Origin of the sequence: Paenibacillus sp. FSL K6-1330 (assembly GCF_037976825.1) — a bacterium.
Classification (GTDB): Bacteria; Bacillota; Bacilli; order Paenibacillales; family Paenibacillaceae; genus Paenibacillus_AQ.
The window spans coordinates 468,602-486,949 of sequence record NZ_CP150269.1 but is presented as its reverse complement, the minus strand read 5'-3'; the positions used below and the strand labels follow the sequence as shown (position 1 = coordinate 486,949).

General features: G+C 49.2%; 14 protein-coding genes. 7 read left to right on the top strand and 7 right to left on the bottom strand.

Annotated elements, in window-relative coordinates:
* Positions 1 to 173 precede the first annotated feature (173 nt).
* Positions 174 to 1,199 (top strand): spore photoproduct lyase, encoded by a 1,026-nt coding sequence (gene splB / locus NYE54_RS02145; RefSeq protein ID WP_339269683.1) that lies wholly within the window; start codon positions 174 to 176, stop codon positions 1,197 to 1,199.
* Positions 1,200 to 1,312: 113 nt separating this feature from the next.
* On the opposite strand, the gene NYE54_RS02140 is transcribed toward splB, so the two are convergent.
* Together NYE54_RS02140 and NYE54_RS02135 are read right to left on the bottom strand one after the other, a co-directional pair.
* On the bottom strand, positions 1,313 to 3,328 hold the full coding sequence (locus NYE54_RS02140; RefSeq protein WP_339269681.1) for an EAL domain-containing protein: 2,016 nt from the start codon (positions 3,326 to 3,328) through the stop codon (positions 1,313 to 1,315).
* 375 nt (positions 3,329 to 3,703) lie between these two features.
* Positions 3,704 to 4,000 (bottom strand): winged helix-turn-helix transcriptional regulator, encoded by a 297-nt coding sequence (locus NYE54_RS02135; protein WP_339269679.1) that lies wholly within the window; start codon positions 3,998 to 4,000, stop codon positions 3,704 to 3,706.
* Positions 4,001 to 4,225: 225 nt separating this feature from the next.
* Between NYE54_RS02135 and NYE54_RS02130 the strand changes: the two genes are divergently transcribed.
* The 3 genes from NYE54_RS02130 to NYE54_RS02120 all read left to right on the top strand — a co-directional run bounded on the left by NYE54_RS02130 (position 4,226) and on the right by NYE54_RS02120 (position 6,320).
* On the top strand, positions 4,226 to 5,230 hold the full coding sequence (locus tag NYE54_RS02130; RefSeq protein WP_339269677.1) for a hypothetical protein: 1,005 nt from the start codon (positions 4,226 to 4,228) through the stop codon (positions 5,228 to 5,230).
* Complete coding sequence (locus NYE54_RS02125) at positions 5,227 to 5,820, top strand: NAD(P)H oxidoreductase (protein WP_339269676.1); 594 nt, start codon at positions 5,227 to 5,229, stop codon at positions 5,818 to 5,820. The genes NYE54_RS02130 and NYE54_RS02125 overlap by 4 nt, the downstream gene beginning before the upstream one ends.
* An 86-nt stretch (positions 5,821 to 5,906) precedes the next feature.
* Complete coding sequence (locus tag NYE54_RS02120; protein ID WP_339269674.1) at positions 5,907 to 6,320, top strand: DUF2500 domain-containing protein; 414 nt, start codon at positions 5,907 to 5,909, stop codon at positions 6,318 to 6,320.
* A 358-nt stretch (positions 6,321 to 6,678) separates the two neighbouring features.
* On the opposite strand, the gene NYE54_RS02115 is transcribed toward NYE54_RS02120, so the two are convergent.
* A complete protein-coding gene (locus tag NYE54_RS02115) occupies positions 6,679 to 7,626 on the bottom strand; it encodes a phosphotransferase (RefSeq protein WP_339269672.1) in 948 nt (315 codons plus the stop codon).
* Between the two features lie 179 nt (positions 7,627 to 7,805).
* Here NYE54_RS02115 and NYE54_RS02110 point away from each other — a divergent pair, with 179 nt between their 5' ends.
* The 3 genes from NYE54_RS02110 (at position 7,806) to NYE54_RS02100 (ending at position 8,830) form a co-directional block, all read left to right on the top strand.
* Complete coding sequence (locus NYE54_RS02110) at positions 7,806 to 8,069, top strand: AbrB family transcriptional regulator (RefSeq protein ID WP_127594012.1); 264 nt, start codon at positions 7,806 to 7,808, stop codon at positions 8,067 to 8,069.
* Positions 8,066 to 8,470, top strand: a complete 405-nt coding sequence (locus NYE54_RS02105; RefSeq protein ID WP_339269670.1) for a type II toxin-antitoxin system death-on-curing family toxin — start codon at positions 8,066 to 8,068, stop codon at positions 8,468 to 8,470. Before NYE54_RS02110 ends, NYE54_RS02105 begins: the two co-directional genes overlap by 4 nt.
* Positions 8,471 to 8,533: 63 nt before the next feature.
* Positions 8,534 to 8,830, top strand: coding sequence for a helix-turn-helix domain-containing protein (locus NYE54_RS02100; RefSeq protein WP_339269668.1), 297 nt, complete (start codon positions 8,534 to 8,536; stop codon positions 8,828 to 8,830).
* A 67-nt stretch (positions 8,831 to 8,897) separates the two neighbouring features.
* Here NYE54_RS02100 and NYE54_RS02095 read toward each other — a convergent pair whose 3' ends face one another.
* The 4 genes from NYE54_RS02095 to NYE54_RS02080 form a co-directional block, all read right to left on the bottom strand.
* Entirely contained in the window at positions 8,898 to 10,037 is a 1,140-nt protein-coding gene (locus NYE54_RS02095; RefSeq protein WP_339269666.1) for a toxic anion resistance protein, read from the bottom strand.
* Between the two features lie 67 nt (positions 10,038 to 10,104).
* On the bottom strand, positions 10,105 to 11,793 hold the full coding sequence (locus NYE54_RS02090; protein WP_339269664.1) for a VWA domain-containing protein: 1,689 nt from the start codon (positions 11,791 to 11,793) through the stop codon (positions 10,105 to 10,107).
* Positions 11,794 to 11,808: 15 nt separating this feature from the next.
* Positions 11,809 to 12,552: a hypothetical protein gene (locus NYE54_RS02085; protein ID WP_076322511.1), complete on the bottom strand. Its 744-nt coding sequence runs from the start codon at positions 12,550 to 12,552 to the stop codon at positions 11,809 to 11,811.
* Between the two features lie 607 nt (positions 12,553 to 13,159).
* Positions 13,160 to 18,121, bottom strand: coding sequence for a pullulanase (locus tag NYE54_RS02080; protein ID WP_339269662.1), 4,962 nt, complete (start codon positions 18,119 to 18,121; stop codon positions 13,160 to 13,162).
* Positions 18,122 to 18,348: the final 227 nt, after the last annotated feature.

Here is an 18,348-nt window from a genome sequence, read left to right as displayed (position 1 = left end):
AAATGGTATGCCTGTTATGTCGTAGTATATCATAGATTTCCGAAAGGGCTTTCATAATCATACTTAAACCTGCTTATCCGTTTCCCCTTTTGATAACTTGAACTATGCATGATCATCACGACTGTTGCCAATCCTATACATCATATTCTTTATTTAGCGGGGAGGGAGATTATTTGGAGCGTTTTGACCCGGAACTGGTCTTTTTTGAGCCGGACGCGTTGGAGTATCCGCTTGGAAAAAAGCTGCAAGCATGGTTTGAAGAATTAGGTACCCCCATTAAAATGACAACATCTCATAATAGGGTGACCGGTATTCCAGGAGAATCGGAAACTGAAAAATACCGCAACGCCAAGAGAACCCTGGTTGTCGGGATCAGGAAAACATTGGACTTCGATACCTCCAAGCCGTCAGCGGAATATGCCATCCCGCTAACTACCGGATGTGCGGGACATTGTCATTACTGCTACCTGCAAACGACGATGAGTTCGAAACCTTATGTGCGGATTTACGTGAACCTGGATCAAATCCTGGATAAAGCAAAGGCCTATATCGCGGATCGGACCCCGGAAATTACGCGTTTCGAAGCTGCTTGCACGGGGGATCCCGTATCGCTTGAGCATTTGACCGGAGCACTTGCCTATTACATTGAATTTATGGCCAAGCAGGAATATGGCCGACTGCGATTCGTGACGAAATTCGCCAACATCGATTCCCTTCTGAATATCGATCACGGCGGCCATACCAGGGTCCGCTTCTCCATCAATTCCGATTATGTCATCCGTTATTTCGAGCCGGGCACCTCTTCCTTCGAAGAACGGATTGAAGCCGCGGGCAAAATTGCCGAAGCCGGATATCCGTTAGGTTTCATCATTGCCCCGATCGTTAAATATGACGGATGGCAAGAGGGATACTGGCATTTGTTAGAGAAGCTTCATGAGCGATTGAGCCATGTGGAGGTAAAGGATCTGACGTTCGAGCTCATTCAACACCGTTTTACCAAAACGGCCAAAAGCACCATTTTAAAGCGTTACCCCAAAACCAAACTGAATATGGACGAGGAAGATCGGCAGTTAAAATGGGGAAGGTACGGAAAGTTTAAATATGTCTATAAGGCTGAAACCGTCGAGGAGTTCCAGCAGTTGTTCGAGAAGGGGATCCAAGAATATTTCCCTCGCGCGAAAATTGCCTATTTTGTTTAATTGCAGAGACTTGAGGGGCCCAGGCGGTTATTATATGTCTCCACTAACAGCATAACGGACACCTCACGGTGCCCGTTATTCGTATGCTCTGTATCTATTCCATTTACTTTTCATCAGAGGATCTCGATCTCTTCTGTTTTGTGATTATGTTCGTACATCCAGACCTTAATCTCATCGATATCCATCGGCTTTCCGTAATAATAACCTTGCATGACGTGGCAGCCAAGTCCGGTCAAAAAGTCGATATGCTCCTTGTTCTCGACACCTTCCGCGATTACATCCAGATTCAAATTCTCTGCCATAAGAACGATGGCGTTGACAATGGCGCGTTTGCTGGGCGTGTCCAAATCATTGGTGAACTGGCGGTCCAGCTTTAAAGCATCAATCGGAATCCGGTCCAATAGACCAATCGAGGAATAACCGGTTCCGAAATCATCCATGGAGACCTTAACCCCCAAGGACCTGATATTCCCAAGCTGGCGGATAATATCATTCACATCATGCAGCACCATGGACTCTGCTATTTCCAGTTCTAACAAGCGAGGCTCCAAATTCGCCTGATCCAGAACGTTTTGAATAAGCTCAAGCAGATTGTCACCATGAAATAAACGAATCGATAAATTTACCGAAACCGGCTGGACAATTCCTCTCTCCTGCCAAATTCTGCACTGTTTGCATGCTTCCTCAAGCGTCCATCGGGTCATTGGTATAATCAGCCCCGTCTCTTCGGCAATCGGAATGAATTCAAGCGGCGATATCACGCCTAATCTGGGATGCTTCCAGCGAAGCAGCGCCTCGAATCCGACCAAGCGATCACTTTGCACATTCCATTTGGGCTGATATACAATGAAGAACTCCTTCAGCTCAAACGCTCGTTGCAGGTCCTTCTCCAATTCCATTTTGCGAACCTCTTGAAGACCCATCTCCTCGTCATAGAGGCATTGCTGGTTCTTGCCCAGTCCCTTCGCTTTATACATTGCGGTATCCGCATTCTTCAGCAGCGTCGTACGGTCAGAGCTATGGACGGAACCGATGCTGATTCCGATGCTTGCCGTCACGTACAATTCGTTGCCGTCGATATGGTACACGTTTTTTATTTGTTGAAGTATATCGTCGGCTAAGCGCTGGGCATAATTCGGGTCGCTTTGCTTCAAAATAACCAGAAATTCGTCCCCGCCGATCCGGAATACCTGCTGGCCGCCTCGAATGAATTGACGCAGTCGCTTACCCACTTCCTGGACCAGCAAATCCCCGACATTATGGCCCAGCGTATCGTTGATAGCCTTGAATTGGTCCAAATCCAGAAACAGGATCGTAATCTTCTCTGTCTCGGCATTCGTCTCAAAGAATCGGTTCATTTCATTGCGGTTAGGCAATCCCGTGATCGTATCCTGATAGGCCAGCTTTTCCAGCACATGCCGATCAAAGAACATCGCCCCCCAAGAAACCAGCAGGATAGCAAAAATCGTGACCGTCACACCATACAGAAGAAGAAAATCGACAGACTGCGGCGGCTGTGTGATCATACCGGCATGCGCCTCAAACCGTGCAGCTTTCATGCCTGTATAATGCATCCCGCATACGGCAAATCCCATGACAACCGCCGAGCCCCACTTAAGAAAGCTGGACTTGGGATGATTCCGAAAACGGAGAAACAATAATAAAGCCGCATAGGAAGCAACCAATGCAATGATGGCGGACAGAACCCAAATGCCGGGATCATAACTAATTTCGGCATGGATGACCATGGCTTCCATTCCCATGTAATGCATGGTGACGATGCCGCTTCCCATAATGAAGCCGCCAATGGCGATTTTGGACCAGTTAATGTTTTTGGGCATCGTGATATAAAACGCAATGAAGGAGGAAACCACGCTGACGAGCATCGACATGATGGTCAGAAAGACATCGTACCTCACATTCATATTCATGTGCATGGCCAGCATGCCGACAAAATGCATGGACCAAATGCCGCTTCCCATGACCATGGCGCCACCGCAAAGCCAAAAAAACTTGGATTTTCCGTTCGCATCCGAAATTTTAGAGGTAATATTCAAAGCCGAGTATGAAGCAAGTATAGCAATCGCAATTGAAAGCCCAACAATATATAAGTTATAATTGCCTTCCATCTGAGCTGTACACACTCCTTTTGTGAGTAATCCTTAGGTCCTATGAAGATCATACGTTTCCTAATGGACAAACGTTTCTATTAATTCATGGGTGACTCGTCCCGCTGCATGTCAGAAATTGATAATCCTTATATTTACGGCCTCCCCAGCCCTACACCCTATCCATTATTATATCTATAGTAACTATTCAATTTCTCGACAAACATAGAAATTGCTCAAATCACCCGGATTTTAATGAGTCTAAAGCACTAAATATTCTGCGGATATCTTGGCTTTTCCTCTACCCTATGGAAATTATGAGCGACAACAATCTATTTCAAAAAATAAAAAAGCTACGGACCCTTATTAGGTCAGCAGCTTTTATTTTGTCTGTCCTCAAGGTGTAATTACCTTCGATTTCCCATTCAAGTACTTCTCGCCCCATTCACAGATTTGGTCAAGGATCGGTTGCAGCGAAACGCCCATTTCACTCAGCTCATACACGACCTTAGGCGGCACTTGATTAAAGACCGTTCGCGTGATAATCCCATCCTCCTCCAGCTCCCGCAGCGTCTGGGTTAACATTTTCTGCGTAATATCCGGCATCTGCTTCTTAATTTCACTCGTTCGCTTGGGTCCATAACTTAAGTGGCACAGCACAATGACCTTCCACTTGCCGCCGATTACATCCATGGTCGCCTCAGACGGAATATTGTATTGTCGCTCCCCATTCCATTCATAAGATCTTCTCTCCTTTTCGGACGTAATTGGCATATGACTGATAACAGGCACTTTGGAGTATTAATGATACTTTTAGGTACCTATAGAACAATTAAGTGCGTACTTCCTTTCCGTCATTATATGTTACATAATCCCCTTATACCAGTGCTTAAGCATAAAAATTGGAGGTGAAATGGCATGCAGCGTATATACATTGCCGGAGGTTATGGCGTAATCGGGAGTGCCGTTGCCCGGCATATCCGAACGATCAATCAAGATGCCGAGATTATACTCGCCGGAAGGCATCCCGCGAAGGGGAGCTTACTAGTACAAGAACTAGGAAACGCCCGTACCGCTTTTTTAGATATCCGCCAGGGTCTGTCTCCAACAGAGCTGGATCAAGCCGACCTTATCGTTTCTACCATCCAGGATCCGGCCGACCTCCTCATGCAAGAGGCCCTTGCAAAAGGAATTGCGCATATCGGGATCACCAAGCTTGCCGACGAATTGACACCTATTCTATTCGCCATGCAAAGCCATCCCCCTCAAGCACCGATTGTGCCTCTGGGACATTCGCAAGCGGGAATCCTGACCTTGGTCGCGTATCAGGAGGCGAAGTCTTTCCGAAGCATCCAATCGATCGGCTTGGCGGGTCACTATGATGAACGCGATCCAATGGGGCCTATGACGCTTGAGGAAACCGAGGGATTTATCAACCGTGCCCTCATCCGGGAAAACGGGATATGGAAATGGGTTGAGGCTACGAAGTATCCGAGAAGCATAAGTCTTTCAAACGGTTCCCGGGTAGAGGGCCATCCCATGAGTTTATTGGATGTTCCAAGCCTCGCTGCTGTTACGGGAGCGCCTAATATTCGATTCGATTTCGCCATTCATGACTCTATAGGGACACGGGCTGGAGGCACGGCCTCTCAAGACCTCTACATTGATATTGAAGGTGTTCTTCTTGACGGCCGTTCCGCGAAACGGAGAATCACGTTGACCGATCCGAAGGGACAGGCGCATTTTACGGCCCTCGGTATCCTCCTTTCCATTGAGCGTATTCTGGGCTGGGATGGCTCACCTCCTGCTCCCGGAGGCTTCTATCTACCTGAAACGCTGGTTCCTCTTGTAACTGCAATGACACGTATTGAACAATTTGGCATTCAAATTCGAAGAGAAGAAAGAGACGGTGAACCCTCATGAAGGTATTAACGGTTGTTACGCATCCACGCGAAAATTCCTTTACATTTGCAATTACCGAGAAGTTTGTACAAGGGCTTCGGGACTCCGGGCATGAAGCGGAGATTCTGGACCTCCACCGCATCGGTTTCGATCCGGTCCTGTGGGAGGCAGACGAACCTGATTGGTCTAATCCTACCAAGATCTATTCTCCTGAAGTAGAAGCCGAAATTGCACGAATGAAGGAACACGACGCGCTGGCCTATATCTTCCCGGTGTGGTGGTACGGAATCCCGGCCATGCTGAAAGGGTATATCGACCGTGTCTGGAATCATGGCTTCGCTTACGGCGGCGGCTCAAAGCTTCATCACCAACAGGTATTATGGCTGGCGCTCGCGGGAGCTTCGGAAGATCATTTTGCCAAGCGGGGCTATGATCAGATGTTATCCCTTTCCCTCAATATTGGGATGGCCGACTACTCCGGAATCAAGAATTCCCGTGTGGAATTCTTCTATGATACGTTGGAGGGTAGACCGGAGCATATGGAGAGTTTGCTCGAGCGTGCTTATCAGCTGGGATTGCATTATGCTGACTCTGGAGTAAGCGTGAAATGACTGATTCTTTAAGATTGAAACATTTCAATCCATTTTACCGTACATATATACAATGAAAAAATAACGGACAGAGAGGAGTGCAGTCGATGATGCCGCAAGGAACGTCTTTTGGCGGAGGATTTGATTTTATGTTTACGCTGGTTCCCATTCTGATTGGAATTGTATTCGTGATTGTGATTGTGGGCTTCATCTCTAATGGCGCCCGTTATGTTAAGAACGCCAAGTCACCTCGCACGTCCGAGTTTGCCCGGGTTGTCTCCAAACGCATGGACATCCGTCATCACAGCAATCATCACAACGGGAATAACGGCATGATGCATTCCAGCAATTCTTCCCGAACATATTACTACATCACCCTCGAATTTGATAATGGGGAGCGGAAGGAATATCTCGATGTCAAGAATCTGTACGGTCTTGTTGTGGAGGGAGACACCGGCTATGCCGCCATTCAGGGCGATTGGATCATCGCTTTTGAGCGGGATGTGCAGCCGCAGTCGTAACTAAACGCCATAAGGCATACGGCGAAAATAGATGCAGCACGTACTCATAATATTGCATTGTATGATTCCCTTAAGAACAGAACAGCCTTAGTCCGCGATGAATCCTGGACTAAGGCTGTTGTTGGATTCGCTTAAAAGATTAACATAAAAGCGTACCCATTACGCATTGCTGCTCGTTTCGATGGGTTCATTCACTTCGATCAGTTCAACAACGGTCTCATCCTTCAGCGTATTGCCGATGGTGCAGGCACATAGTTCCTTCTTACAAGAGCTTCGCCTTCACGATAGAATCAACCGCGGCAGGTTTTTACAAAATAAAAAAGCCTTGGCTCCATCTTTCTAACCAAGGCTGCGTTTATTAAATAGCCGGGAAACTTCCCAAAATCTTTTCCTTGCGTCCCCTCATATACCATTGCCCCCACGGATGGAGTTTATCAAGCTTCCCGCTACAAGCATGGAATAGCTTGATATAACGCCCCATTTCTCGCAGCTTCATGAAATACGGAATTTCTCGAAACCACTTATCCTCCAGATGATGCTCCAGACGGTATCCTTCTAGAAACGGGGTCAGAAACTGATCCGGCTCCGCATCTGCCCCTTCGGTTAAACTCGAGAAAAACGCGGCGACCGCAATATCATCAATGAACCATGAATACCGGCTTGCATCAAAATCAATCAGACACAACGTATCCCCATTCACAAAAAAATTACCGTAATGAAAATCCGCATGGATCAGTCCGTAAGCGTCCGCAGCAATCGGAAGCTCCGAAATATAATGGAGCAAAACCTCGTAACGACGGGTGACGCCTTTCTCGGTTAGCGGTAAATCGATATACCAAACCTTTTCCGCCTCATCCGACCAATCAGGGCGTCTTGTAACGGGATCCCGATGGGTGTACCCTTTGGTGATGCGGTGCATGGAGCCCATGAATTGGCCCATTCGCTTGTATAATCGCTCATTGGCATCGTTCTCTCCGACCGGACGCCCCTTGGCCTCCTCGTAACACACCGCCGTATATTCACGGTCCTCCATCCGGATACGTTCCGCCAGATTCCCTTCCACTGAAAAAAGCGGTCTCGAAACGCACACTCCCTTACTTCCAAGAAACTCGGCCCACTGCACCTCGCCCTCAATTTTCGCATATGGTTTATGGGACTCGTCGGTCAAGCGTACATACACGGTCTCCGCACCCCTTCGATAAGAACAGACAAGGCTGTGTTCGGAAAAATGCGTCTGGAGTCTATCCCTCTCCAAGAGTCCGAACCTGCTTACAGCGGCGGCCATAAGTTCCCTTCTTCGTTCCAATTGCATCACCTCCCTTCACCATCCGGATGATCAAGCATTCACTGAGCATTGATTTCTGCATATGGATAGCCGGCTCCTGCATTTAACCACTACTATAAGAATCGAGATTTATCTTATTTCTCAATCAATGTATAATTGTTATAACAGTTGAATAATATAATAAAGGAGGCAAACTTTATATGAGCAGGGTGAACGAAATGGAACGGAAAGTCACTAAGTTCGGCAACAGCCTGGGAATTACAATGACGGATGCCCTCAAACAGATTGGTCTAGAACTAGGCGATACGGTACAAATTGATGTTAATCAAACAAATGGAGAGATCATCATTAAAAAAGCTAATAAGGTCTCCCTTCCTGATGGCCTCAGCCCTGATTTCTTAGATACTTTGTCTGAGATCATGAGTGAATACGACCAGACCTTAAAAGGGTTAAAAGATCGATGAGCCCTATACGTTATCTAACCTCTCAAGAGGTTATCGCCATAAACGTTGCGATGATACAGAAATATAGTATTGGCGAGCATATCGGCGTGAAAAATTCACATTTACTGGAGTCCGCCCTCCATCGGCCTCAATCATCAGCTTTTGGAGAAGACGCTTATTTATCCATCTGGGAAAAGTCAGCTGCATTATTTGAATCACTGGGACAAAATCACCCATTTCAAAATGCCAACAAAAGAACAGCCTTCACGGCTCTTCTCCTGTTTCTACGTTATAACGGTTATCGATTTATCATGGAACAAAAACAAGCAGAGGATTTTACGGTCGATATGGTAAATCATAAATTCACCTTCCAAGAACTTACGTCCCTCATTAAGGAATATTCCATTGAAATAACGCCATAAAACAGCGGTCCTTTTGCGGGCCGCTGTTTCCGCCAATGTATACACACTTTGTTGTGGTCAAAAGTGGCAGAGTGCGTATTTACCCATAAAGGCATTGAAACAGCCACCATGCAGGATGTCGCCACCGAGGCCAAAATGGGCATTGCCACCATTTTTCGGTTTTTTCCGCGTAAGGAAAAACTCGTCGTTGCCATCGCTACGAAAAAGCTGGAAACCGTTCTCAAAACCTTCCGTTCCATCGCGGAACGGCTACGTTCGGCATTTTCGCCAGAAAGCTGTCCCTCCAAAAAAAATCCTGGTGGTCGAGCCGGACCTCGCGCCCGAGAAACAGCTGGCATCCTCAAGCAGATGCGCGCCTAAGGCTTTGGCCAAATAAAAAGAGTGTGCAGTCTCGTAACCGCACACTCTTTATTTGTTATAACCAAACCTACAGTCCCAGCTTCTGCCCCCGCTCCAAGCGCTGGATCTGCTGCTCGCCTGTTACCGCCAGCTCACTGAATTGATGGATCGTCTCACGCATCCGCGGGAGCGCCTCCTGCTTGTAAGTGCTGATGGAATCGAGCGCCGACAGCACATCCGTGAACGCTTGCTTCAAGGTATCGACGGAGATACTCGTTTCCAGCGACTGCTTGTGGATTGCCGCACCTTGATCCTTCAGCATTTTGGAGGTAGCGCTGATCAGATTGTTCGTGGTTTCGTTCAGCAGCTCGATTTTCTTCAGGACAATCTTCTGGTTGTACAGGGCACTAGCCACCGTGACCGAGATTTTCAGCGCCGTTACCGTCACGTTTCTCGCCCGATCTACGCCGCGAATTAATTCTTTGTTGTTCCGAATGACCACTTCAATCGCCATAATCCCCTGCTGGTTTACGACCAGCATCTGCTGCAGGTCCATCACGCGCTGGCGCAGCGGGAACAACACCTCTTCGGTAATAAACCGGATTTTATCCTCCGACTCCTGCCGCATTTTGGCCGCCTCGACCTGGGATTCGATCTCTGCGTCCATGAGCATGCCCAGCTGAATTTCCTTTTGCAGCTTTTTGGTGAGCTCACGGAGGGTTTGCTGTTCAATCTCCAGCGTGGTGTTGTCGTTCTTTAATACGGTTTTGCCTTTATCAAGAGAAATGATGATATCTGAAATGACGGCATCCGCCTTTTGAAACTTGGCAAAATATCGGCGCAGCGGGTTAAACACCATGCCCAGCAGCCCGCTTTTCGCAAAATCCACAACGCTCGGGTCCAAATCCTTCAGCTGCAGCTGCAGCTCCGTTAACCCTTTGGCCACTTGACCGCCTTCATCCCCGGTTTTCGATAATCTTCCCACCTGAACCTGCAGAAGCGCATTCTTCTCCGAGGAGGATCTCATCGAGCTGATGCCAAAGCTCTCGATGGATTGCAGCACCTGTCTTCGCTTCTCGAGCGATTCGATATCCAGCTCCATGATGGCCTGCACATTGTTAGCCGCCAGCTCCTTCAGCTGCGTGACTTCTTCCGGCTCAGGCTTCACCTGCTCTTCAATCGCCGTCTTAATCTCTTCGGGACTAATGACTTCCATCGTAAATGACAATATAACCCCTCCTACAAGTTTCTTGTGTGAACCATTTCGTTATATGTGAAAAACGCTTGTAATGCTGCTACATCTGCACATTCAGCAGCTGGCCGATTTTGTATACGACATCGTCGGTATCCGCGTTGATGCTGGCTGCTTCATTGATGCTGGATATGCTCTGGAGCGCCTGAATGTTGGCATTATAGCCGATCGTGTATACTGGGATTTTATACGCTTTGATCAGTTCCCGGATGTCATCCAGGGAGTGCCCAACGTTCGTCTCCCCGTCACTCAGCACAAAAATCAGAGGTTTCACGTCCGGATTCGCCGCCATCTCGTCCTGAAGCATCTTCATTGCCACCACAATGCCGTCAAAGGTCGCGGTATTCCCGCTGGCTTCAAGGCTGTTGATCGCCCCGACAAACATCGACTGCTGATTCAAGTCGTACTTGCCGATCGGAAGATTAATCGTGACATCCGTGGAATACGATACAAAGCCGATACTGTTGTCCCGGCCCAAATATTTCTGCCCGGTCAACAGCGATTCCTTGAGGCGGTTTAACGGCTCGCCGTCCATGCTTCCCGACACGTCCGCTACAAACACAGCCGCAACCGGCTTGTTGCCATCTTTTTTCTCTTTCCAAAGCTTCTGCGCAGAAGGCAGCAGACTGCTGTCGACAACTTCAAGCTCGGATTGATAATCGTTAAGACCATTGAACCCTTTTTTGTCGGCTAACTTCTGGTATTTGTCCTGCCCAACAAACGCCGCGAATTTCTTAATGATGTCCAGCTTCTCCTTCGGTACTTTCCCGAGCGCATACAAGGGACTGTCGTGCCTTACGCCAAACGGGGTAAAGACGTAACCGCTCTTCATGTCCGCCGCGTTGACATAGGTCTGATACTCCAGGACAAAGGCATCCAGCATGCCGGACTTCGCCGCATCGCGCATCTGGATCGTGGTCGAAGCCGTGAAAGGGACGTTCGCCTGGAATTTCTCGAAGCCCTGTACCGCTTTTTCACTAAGCAGATCGGAGCTGTCAAACGTTTCAAGGGCCGTGATCAGGAAGTTTAGACCCGTGGAGCTCGCAAAAGGATCTGTGTAACCCATCGCCAATTCGTTATTCGATATCGCATCCGTCAGCGTCTTGACGTTCAAGGAGCCGTACTTCTCCACCAATTCATCGTATTTGGCCTTTCGAGTGACAACGCCGGTCACGTTCCCCGTGAGGCGCTTGGATACAAGCTCGGCCTTGACGCCATATTCCTTAACCATCTCCCCCCACAGTTCATTAGAAGGCGTAAAAGCGTCCGGCACGTACTTTCCGGATGTTATGTAATCGGTTGCGGTTCCCGACGCGATATTACGGATTTTCACCGATACCGGCTTGCCGTTCACCACCGGCTTGGAGTTGTTGAACTCCGCTGCCACTTCATTCAACCAACCGTCAATACCAGGCCCTGCCTTCTCGGGCGAGGAGAAGATCTCAACATACAAGTCCGTCGTATTCTCGACCGAGATCGGAAACTTGGATATATCGGGCAGAGAGTCGGCTACGGCAACCGGGTCCAGATCGACTTGGCCTTTTATGGGATCCGCCGTCGTGACCACAATGTCCTTGTAGATTTTGTTGATTTTCTTAGCCGCGCCTTCCGAATCGACCTCAGACTGGCTCTTGCCCAGATTGGAGGTTAACGTGATCCCCGCATACACCAGAACAAACACGACCACTGCAATGGCCACTAATACGACAAAGGCACTCCCTTTGCTTCGCATAATCATCTCCCTCTCTTATTGCTTATATAGTTTGGTTTGCTTGATTAACGTATCGATTTCCTTCATGCATGGCATCTCCTCCACATCCCGGTAATCGGTGCTGCCAAGCAAGGAAATCTCCAGCAGCAGTTTATCGAGCTTGAGCATGATTTCTTCATTCGCTTCCAGATAACCGGTCACGTATGCCAGATACTCTTGGTATAAGGCTGTTTTTTTCTGCGCCACCTTGCTGGATAGCTGGGATGCTTTGGGCTGATCGGCCATGCGGTTGAAATCGGATGCGGCGAAGACGCCCAGCTTGTTCAGAATCCCTCGGATATTGAGATAGAACAGCTTCTCAACCTCATCGATGACCGCAATGAATTTCTTGTAACTGAGCTCCGTTTGCTCAAAACGCTGACCCAGGACATCCAGCAGTGCGTTTCTCTTTTTCTCGATTCGTTCCAACTGGTCCAGGGCAAGGGCGATATCATTCTTCAGCACTTTCACGTTGCGATAATGATGAAGCGCGTCTATGTAATCCTCACGGGTCTGAATCGTTTGGATCGCCTTCACAGCCGGAGGCTTGAATAACAAAACATAACTGCCATAAAAGAGTGCAAGAACACTAACAATCCATACGGTAATGACCGATGCCGACTGGAAGGCGCTATCGCCGCCAATATGGAATCCGAGCAGCCCGGGCGAAACCAGCACAATATTTACGATCGCGATAACCGCCATAAGCAGGAGCAGTTTTACGGATTTCGAGCCATTCAAGAATTAACACCTCCCTTACTCCTATAGAGCGATGACTGATTCGACTTATAACCGCCTTTTAAAATATCCGTAAAACATAGGTAAATGAAGGATATAACACATACTACGTCTCATTTCGAAGTTAGATGCATTTTCCTCACGCGATAGGCCTGCCGATTCACAATTCATTCCATTTGGTATCAGATAACTCGCCTTGCTAATATGATACGGGCATGATCGTCCCGTGTCTGGAAAGCCATGGTGGAACGCAGAGAATTGTTGTAAGAATAGAGGCGCCAAGCCGAGGCAAGCAAGATCATAGAGGTAGGGTTACTATATCAAAATTACATAAATAATCCAATGGTTCTGCGACAAAAGACACAAAAAAAGTCCTTCAGGGATTGCCTGAAGGACTTCTAAATTATAAATGATCAACGAACCAACCAAGGCCACTCATATAACTCTACGTACTAGAGTTGACGGTAGGCAAGGAATGCATACTTACTATTTATAAGCGGATGAGGAAGGAAAAAGAAAACACTGTCATATGACGGTAAAAAGAGCCACTGAATTATCCAGGGCTCTTTTCCCGATTTAATATTCTTGCTTAAGAATATCTGGTGCTACTTCAGAGTCGGTCCAACAGATTCAGCATGGCTTGTGCGCTTTCAGCACGGGTGGTCTTGGCATTCGGCGTAAACGTGCCATTGGCCTGCCCCTTCATCAAGCCAAGGGACAAGGCTTCATTCACCGCTTGGACTGCCCATGGAGAAATTTGCTGCTTATCCTTCAGGTCCGGTGCTTCTGCTAAAGAAGAGGCGTTCCCCCTGGTCCGGTATGCACGATAAAGCATCACAGCCAGCTCTTCGCGGGTGATGGCCGCGTTCGGCGAGAAGGTGTCCTTGCCTCTGCCATTCACCAGTCCATGCTGATAAGCTGCCGCAATCGCCGAAGCATACCACGCTTCGCCGTCCACATCAGTGAAGGCCGTGCCTTGCGTACTTTCAAGACTCAGGGCACGAACGAGCATTGCAGCGAACTGCGCGCGTGTCAGCGACTGATTCGGGCTGAATTTCGTATCGCCGGTGCCATTTACAATATGCTTCGCGGAAAGCTCTTTTACCGCTTGCTCGGCCCAATGGCCGGTAAGGTCCACAAACGATTTATCATATTCCAATGCAGCATATGTGCTGAATTGGCTGACTTCGGCCGTCAGCAGCCCGTTTACCAGCTTGCCGCCAGCATATTTCAGTTGGCCTTGATCTGAGATATGGTAGATACCGGCCAGTTTGCCGTGAATGGCGCTGTCGACTGCAAATCCAATCGTTGCGGGTGCTATGAAACGCTCCAGTTTATATGCCTTGCCATCTTTCGTGCGGACGGAAAGCTGGAAATCATACAGCTTGCTGCCCTGCTTCAGTTTAGCCTTCTCGGAAGCAGCTGCTTTGGCTATAAGAGAGGCAGCCGTCTGCGATCCAATCTCCTCCAGCTTAAACGAGATAACCGCATCCTTAGCCTGATCGGCCGGTACGAGTTGGCGCAGCGCTTTGAGCAGCGCGGATGGAAGCTGTACCATCACGCCGTCCTGTTTCAGTTCTAACGGCTTCGTCCCCAGAATATCCCCTGCCGTCAGCGGCAGGAGAACTTCGATATCCTCGGCACCGAGCTGAATCGTCACTTTCTCTTGCCCGCCGCGCAGCGATTCTTCGTTGATGATCCGCTGACCCTGATTTGGCTTCGTTCCCGGATCGGTCGCCGGATTGCCGCCTGCTCCCCCGCCTCCGCTTCCATTTCCATTTCCACTGCCAGGGTTGCTGCCGTTGCCACCGTCATCGATCTTAGCTTTCATTTTAATTACAACGGCCGTCAGAGGTTCAAGCGTAATCGAGCCGGAGGATAACGTAAATCCGGACTTCGCCTTGACGCCGGTCGTGCCCGCTTCGTCGTTATCAACCACCACCGTGCCGGAGGTTAGATCCTCGCTAAGCGTCAATCGTCTTGACTGGTTATCGGCATTAACGAATACATAATAAGTGCCGGTTCCGTCCGTGGCTTTATTTTTATAAGCAATAACCAGATCCTGCGCTTTCACCTCGGGAATCTGCAGCAGGGTCACATTCGAATTCACTATGGACTGATCGCCAAGGCGGAAGGCGTCGGACGATTTTCTTAACTCGATCAATCCGGTCGTATATTCCCGCGTCTTGTTGTTCTCCGGATACTTGGTTTCATCCGTTGCCTTTTCCCAATCAAACATGTTGATGGCATCAGAGGAGTCGTAGGAGTCGTGGATGAAATAACCGAAACGGTTTCCCGCCTCGTCCTCTAATTCGTGATATTTTTGCTCGGGCACACCCAGACCCAGCCATTGCTTAGTCCGCCCGTATTCCTGTCCTGCATGGAGGAAAGCCGTTCCTTGCGAAGTCAAAGTAATCAGGTTGCCCAGACGAATGCGTTTATGAATCTCCAGATCATTCGTTGCTATCGAAGGGTCCTTCTTGATAGACTGCGCAATGATGTCGTACAGCGGCAGATTGTCATGGGCTTCAATGTATTGAACGATGTCGCCCGGGTCATCTTCCTTCGTGTTGCTAGGCTGGGCCTTGATATTGTTGAAAATCGTTTGGATGTCGCGTGCGCCGCCCGTAATGAATCTAGGCTCACCTTCATTGCCGAAGCCGGATTTCAGCTCGTTGCGGAACTCATCCGAGAAGACGCCGACGTCGTCCGTCTTATCCATCCAATTCTGGTCTGCCCCCTTGCCTGCCAGGGAAGGATCCGACAGATGTCCGCCGAAGGTGACCCAGCCCTCGCCGATAAACAGAGCGTTCGGGTTAATGGAGGCTGCGGCATCATAGGCGTTCTGTACAGCCTCATACGTGGCGTCGCCCATCATGTCCCAGCGCATGCCGTCGATTTTGTATTCGTCGAACCAGTATTTCACGGAGTCTACCATCAGCTTCTCGGCCATCTTATGGTTGGTTGCCAGGTTGTTGCCGAAGCCGCCGATGAAATTGCCGTTGGCGTCCTGGAAGGCATAATAGTTTGGCACGATATCATTCAGGAATTCTGCCTTGGCCATATGGGTGTATACCACGTCCAATACGACGCCCATGTCCGCCTCGTGGATGGCGTTAATCATCGCTTTCAGTTCCTTGATTCGCAATTCCGGATCCGTAGGATCCTCGGAGTAAGCACCATCAGGCGAGAAATAACTGTGCGGATCATATCCCCAGTTGTACTCATTGTCTTTTGCCGAATATTCCAGCTCCCTGTTCTTCATGGCAGCTTCGTCCCCGTAATACCACGCCATCACGGGCAGCAGCTGAACATGGGTAACGCCTAGGGACTTGATGTATTTGAGCTTCTCTTTGAATGCGTCGTAGGATCCCCAAGTCGCGTTATGCAGATCGTTCTCAATCGTCGGATCCGACGTAAAATCCCGGACGTGAATCTCCCAGATGATGGCGTCTTCCCGCTGCTCATAACCAGGAATGTCCGCAAAACCGAAGCCGGCAGGATCCGTTTGACTCAAGTCGACGATAGCCGCTTTGCCGACGGTATCACCGTCCGGTCCTGCTTCACCTTTGGTGTTCACTCTAAATTGCGCCATGGATTTGGCATATGGATCCAGCACGGCTTTCGTCACACCGTTGTTGGTCACTTCGTATTGATAAAAATATCCTCTAAAATCCTGAATTCCGAGATCTCCCGGTTTCAAATGAACCGACCAAACCCCTTTATCGCCTTTTTGCAGGGTTACATTGCCAATCAACTGCGTTGCATCATCCTTGCTGTACACATTCGCGGTGACCTCGGTTGCCGTCGGTGCCCACAGCTTGAGCTCGGCCCCACCGGACTGATAAGTCGCCCCGAGATCATCGCCGTCGTACGCGTACATCTCATCCAGCATTCTCCAGCCGGTCGAAGCCGATACGGTTTTTCCGGCGTAGGTTACCTTAAGCGGAGTCTGATCCAACTGGAATAATGCCGACACTTCGATGGTGGTTTTTCCGACAATCTTCACGTCTTGAATGGTAACCGTGTTGTCGGCCTTATCCTTGATCTGCAGCTCATTCTTCAGCATATCCGCTTCCAAACCATCGGTCATCGTAAATCCGAGCTGGAGCTTTCCGGGAGACAATACCTCTGCCGAGACTAACCCCGTAGGCACCTCCCCATGCGGAGATGTGTAGACGGTATTGTCGCCTTCTTTAATAAACAAATGCTGGTATCGGTCTATCAGGGTAAAACCCTTGTCGCCGCCGTCTTTCCCGGCATCTCCCTTGGACGGATCCAGCACGAGGAAATTAATCTTCTGGGCCCCCGGCTTCATCGGCACGTCCACGTAAGTGCCGTAACGGTCGGTTTGATCTGCCGGGAACATGGTGGCTCCTGTCGGCCAGTCTTTCGAAGGCGCAGCGACATCATCACCCCATATCCACAAACCGTACGGATCGTAGTTCTGATCCTGTCTTTGATAGTGGATACGCACGGTATCTGCCGGCAGCTCAACAGGCTCAAAGCTATATACCGTATCGGAGCCTTCCTTGAGCCATACTTCGTTCATGTCCGGCGAGGTTAAGGCAAATTTTTTGTCGCCGCCGTCTTTGTTGCCGCTAATGCGGTCGACAACGACGATCCCGACTTTTTGGGCGCCGTCCTTGAGCGGAATGTCGACGAAGGTGCCGTAGCTGTCCTGCTGACCGCTCGGGAATGGCGTTGCGCCTGTCGGCCAGTTGGCTGACGGAACTGCAACGTCATCAAAAATCCACAGACCAATGCTGCCGTAATTCACGTCTGCCCGGTTGTAATGGACGCGCAGATGGTTAGCGGGAACCGGCGTTCCCGGATCTGCAGGCACCGTGAAACGAGCGGCAACACCATGATCGTTCGCATTATAGCTGAATGTAACCTTCACATCTTGCGGCAGCTGAAGCGCTTCCCGATTAGCGGGGTGAACCGCGCTTGCCGCATCGCTGCCCAAAGCGATTTGATACTCATGATCCCCTTCGTACACGTCGGCTGTCACCGTGTATACATTGTCATAATCGGAATCCTGCATAATTAATCTTGCATCCGCAGGCGACCAGTCGGCTGCTTCGCCGATGCCCGATTGGAAGCTGCCGATCACACGGGGAAGCTTATCCGCCTCAATCGGAGCGTAGTATGTAGAATCCGCGATCCGGTGGGTCCCATGATTGTAATAAAAGGTAACCTGGGAGTCTTGGGCGAGCGTTATGAGGATGTTGCCATCCTTGTTCGCTCCGCTGGGATTGGAATAATGGGCGGAGCCGTAATTCTCGTTCCAATTGCCATCAATCGCGATCTTGTACTCGTACGATCCCGCGGGCAAGTGGCCGGTAAACCTGTATTCTCCGTTCCCCGTATCGTGCATGGTTGTCGCGGCGGCGGCCGGGTCCCAATCTCCGCTATGGCCTAGTTCGGATTGCAGACTTCCTACCAGCGTAACCTGGTTTGGCGCGTTATTGGCACTGGCCGGTGATGGCGGAATGCCAAGCATGGAGAAAATCAACGAAAAAATCATGATGACGGACCACGTTCGTTTGCTTAAAACAGTCATTCTCATGAACAAATAACCTCCTTCGGTTCTTGAATTAGGTACAGTTGATGCTATTTTAATGCCAATCATTGCGCAAACGCTTGCATAAATAGGTTTGAGCTTCCATCAAGTAAAGCACGACAATAACTGACAATGGTTAGAGAAATGGTTCGAAATATAGAATGAAACAAAGATAGATGAAAGCGATTACAATGGAAACGTTTGCATTCTTTATTGTAGTATCGAGGTTCCTT

Bases quoted from the DNA above. Each gene is read 5' to 3' on its own strand.
- NYE54_RS02140 (WP_339269681.1), bottom strand. From the start codon at position 3,328: ATGGAAGGCAATTATAACTTATATATTGTTGGGCTTTCAATTGCGATT.
- NYE54_RS02135 (WP_339269679.1), bottom strand. From the start codon at position 4,000: ATGGATGTAATCGGCGGCAAGTGGAAGGTCATTGTGCTGTGCCACTTA.
- NYE54_RS02130 (WP_339269677.1), top strand. From the start codon at position 4,226: ATGCAGCGTATATACATTGCCGGAGGTTATGGCGTAATCGGGAGTGCC.
- NYE54_RS02125 (WP_339269676.1), top strand. From the start codon at position 5,227: ATGAAGGTATTAACGGTTGTTACGCATCCACGCGAAAATTCCTTTACA.
- NYE54_RS02120 (WP_339269674.1), top strand. From the start codon at position 5,907: ATGATGCCGCAAGGAACGTCTTTTGGCGGAGGATTTGATTTTATGTTT.
- NYE54_RS02110 (WP_127594012.1), top strand. From the start codon at position 7,806: ATGAGCAGGGTGAACGAAATGGAACGGAAAGTCACTAAGTTCGGCAAC.
- NYE54_RS02105 (WP_339269670.1), top strand. From the start codon at position 8,066: ATGAGCCCTATACGTTATCTAACCTCTCAAGAGGTTATCGCCATAAAC.
- NYE54_RS02090 (WP_339269664.1), bottom strand. From the start codon at position 11,793: ATGCGAAGCAAAGGGAGTGCCTTTGTCGTATTAGTGGCCATTGCAGTG.
- NYE54_RS02080 (WP_339269662.1), bottom strand. From the start codon at position 18,121: ATGAGAATGACTGTTTTAAGCAAACGAACGTGGTCCGTCATCATGATT.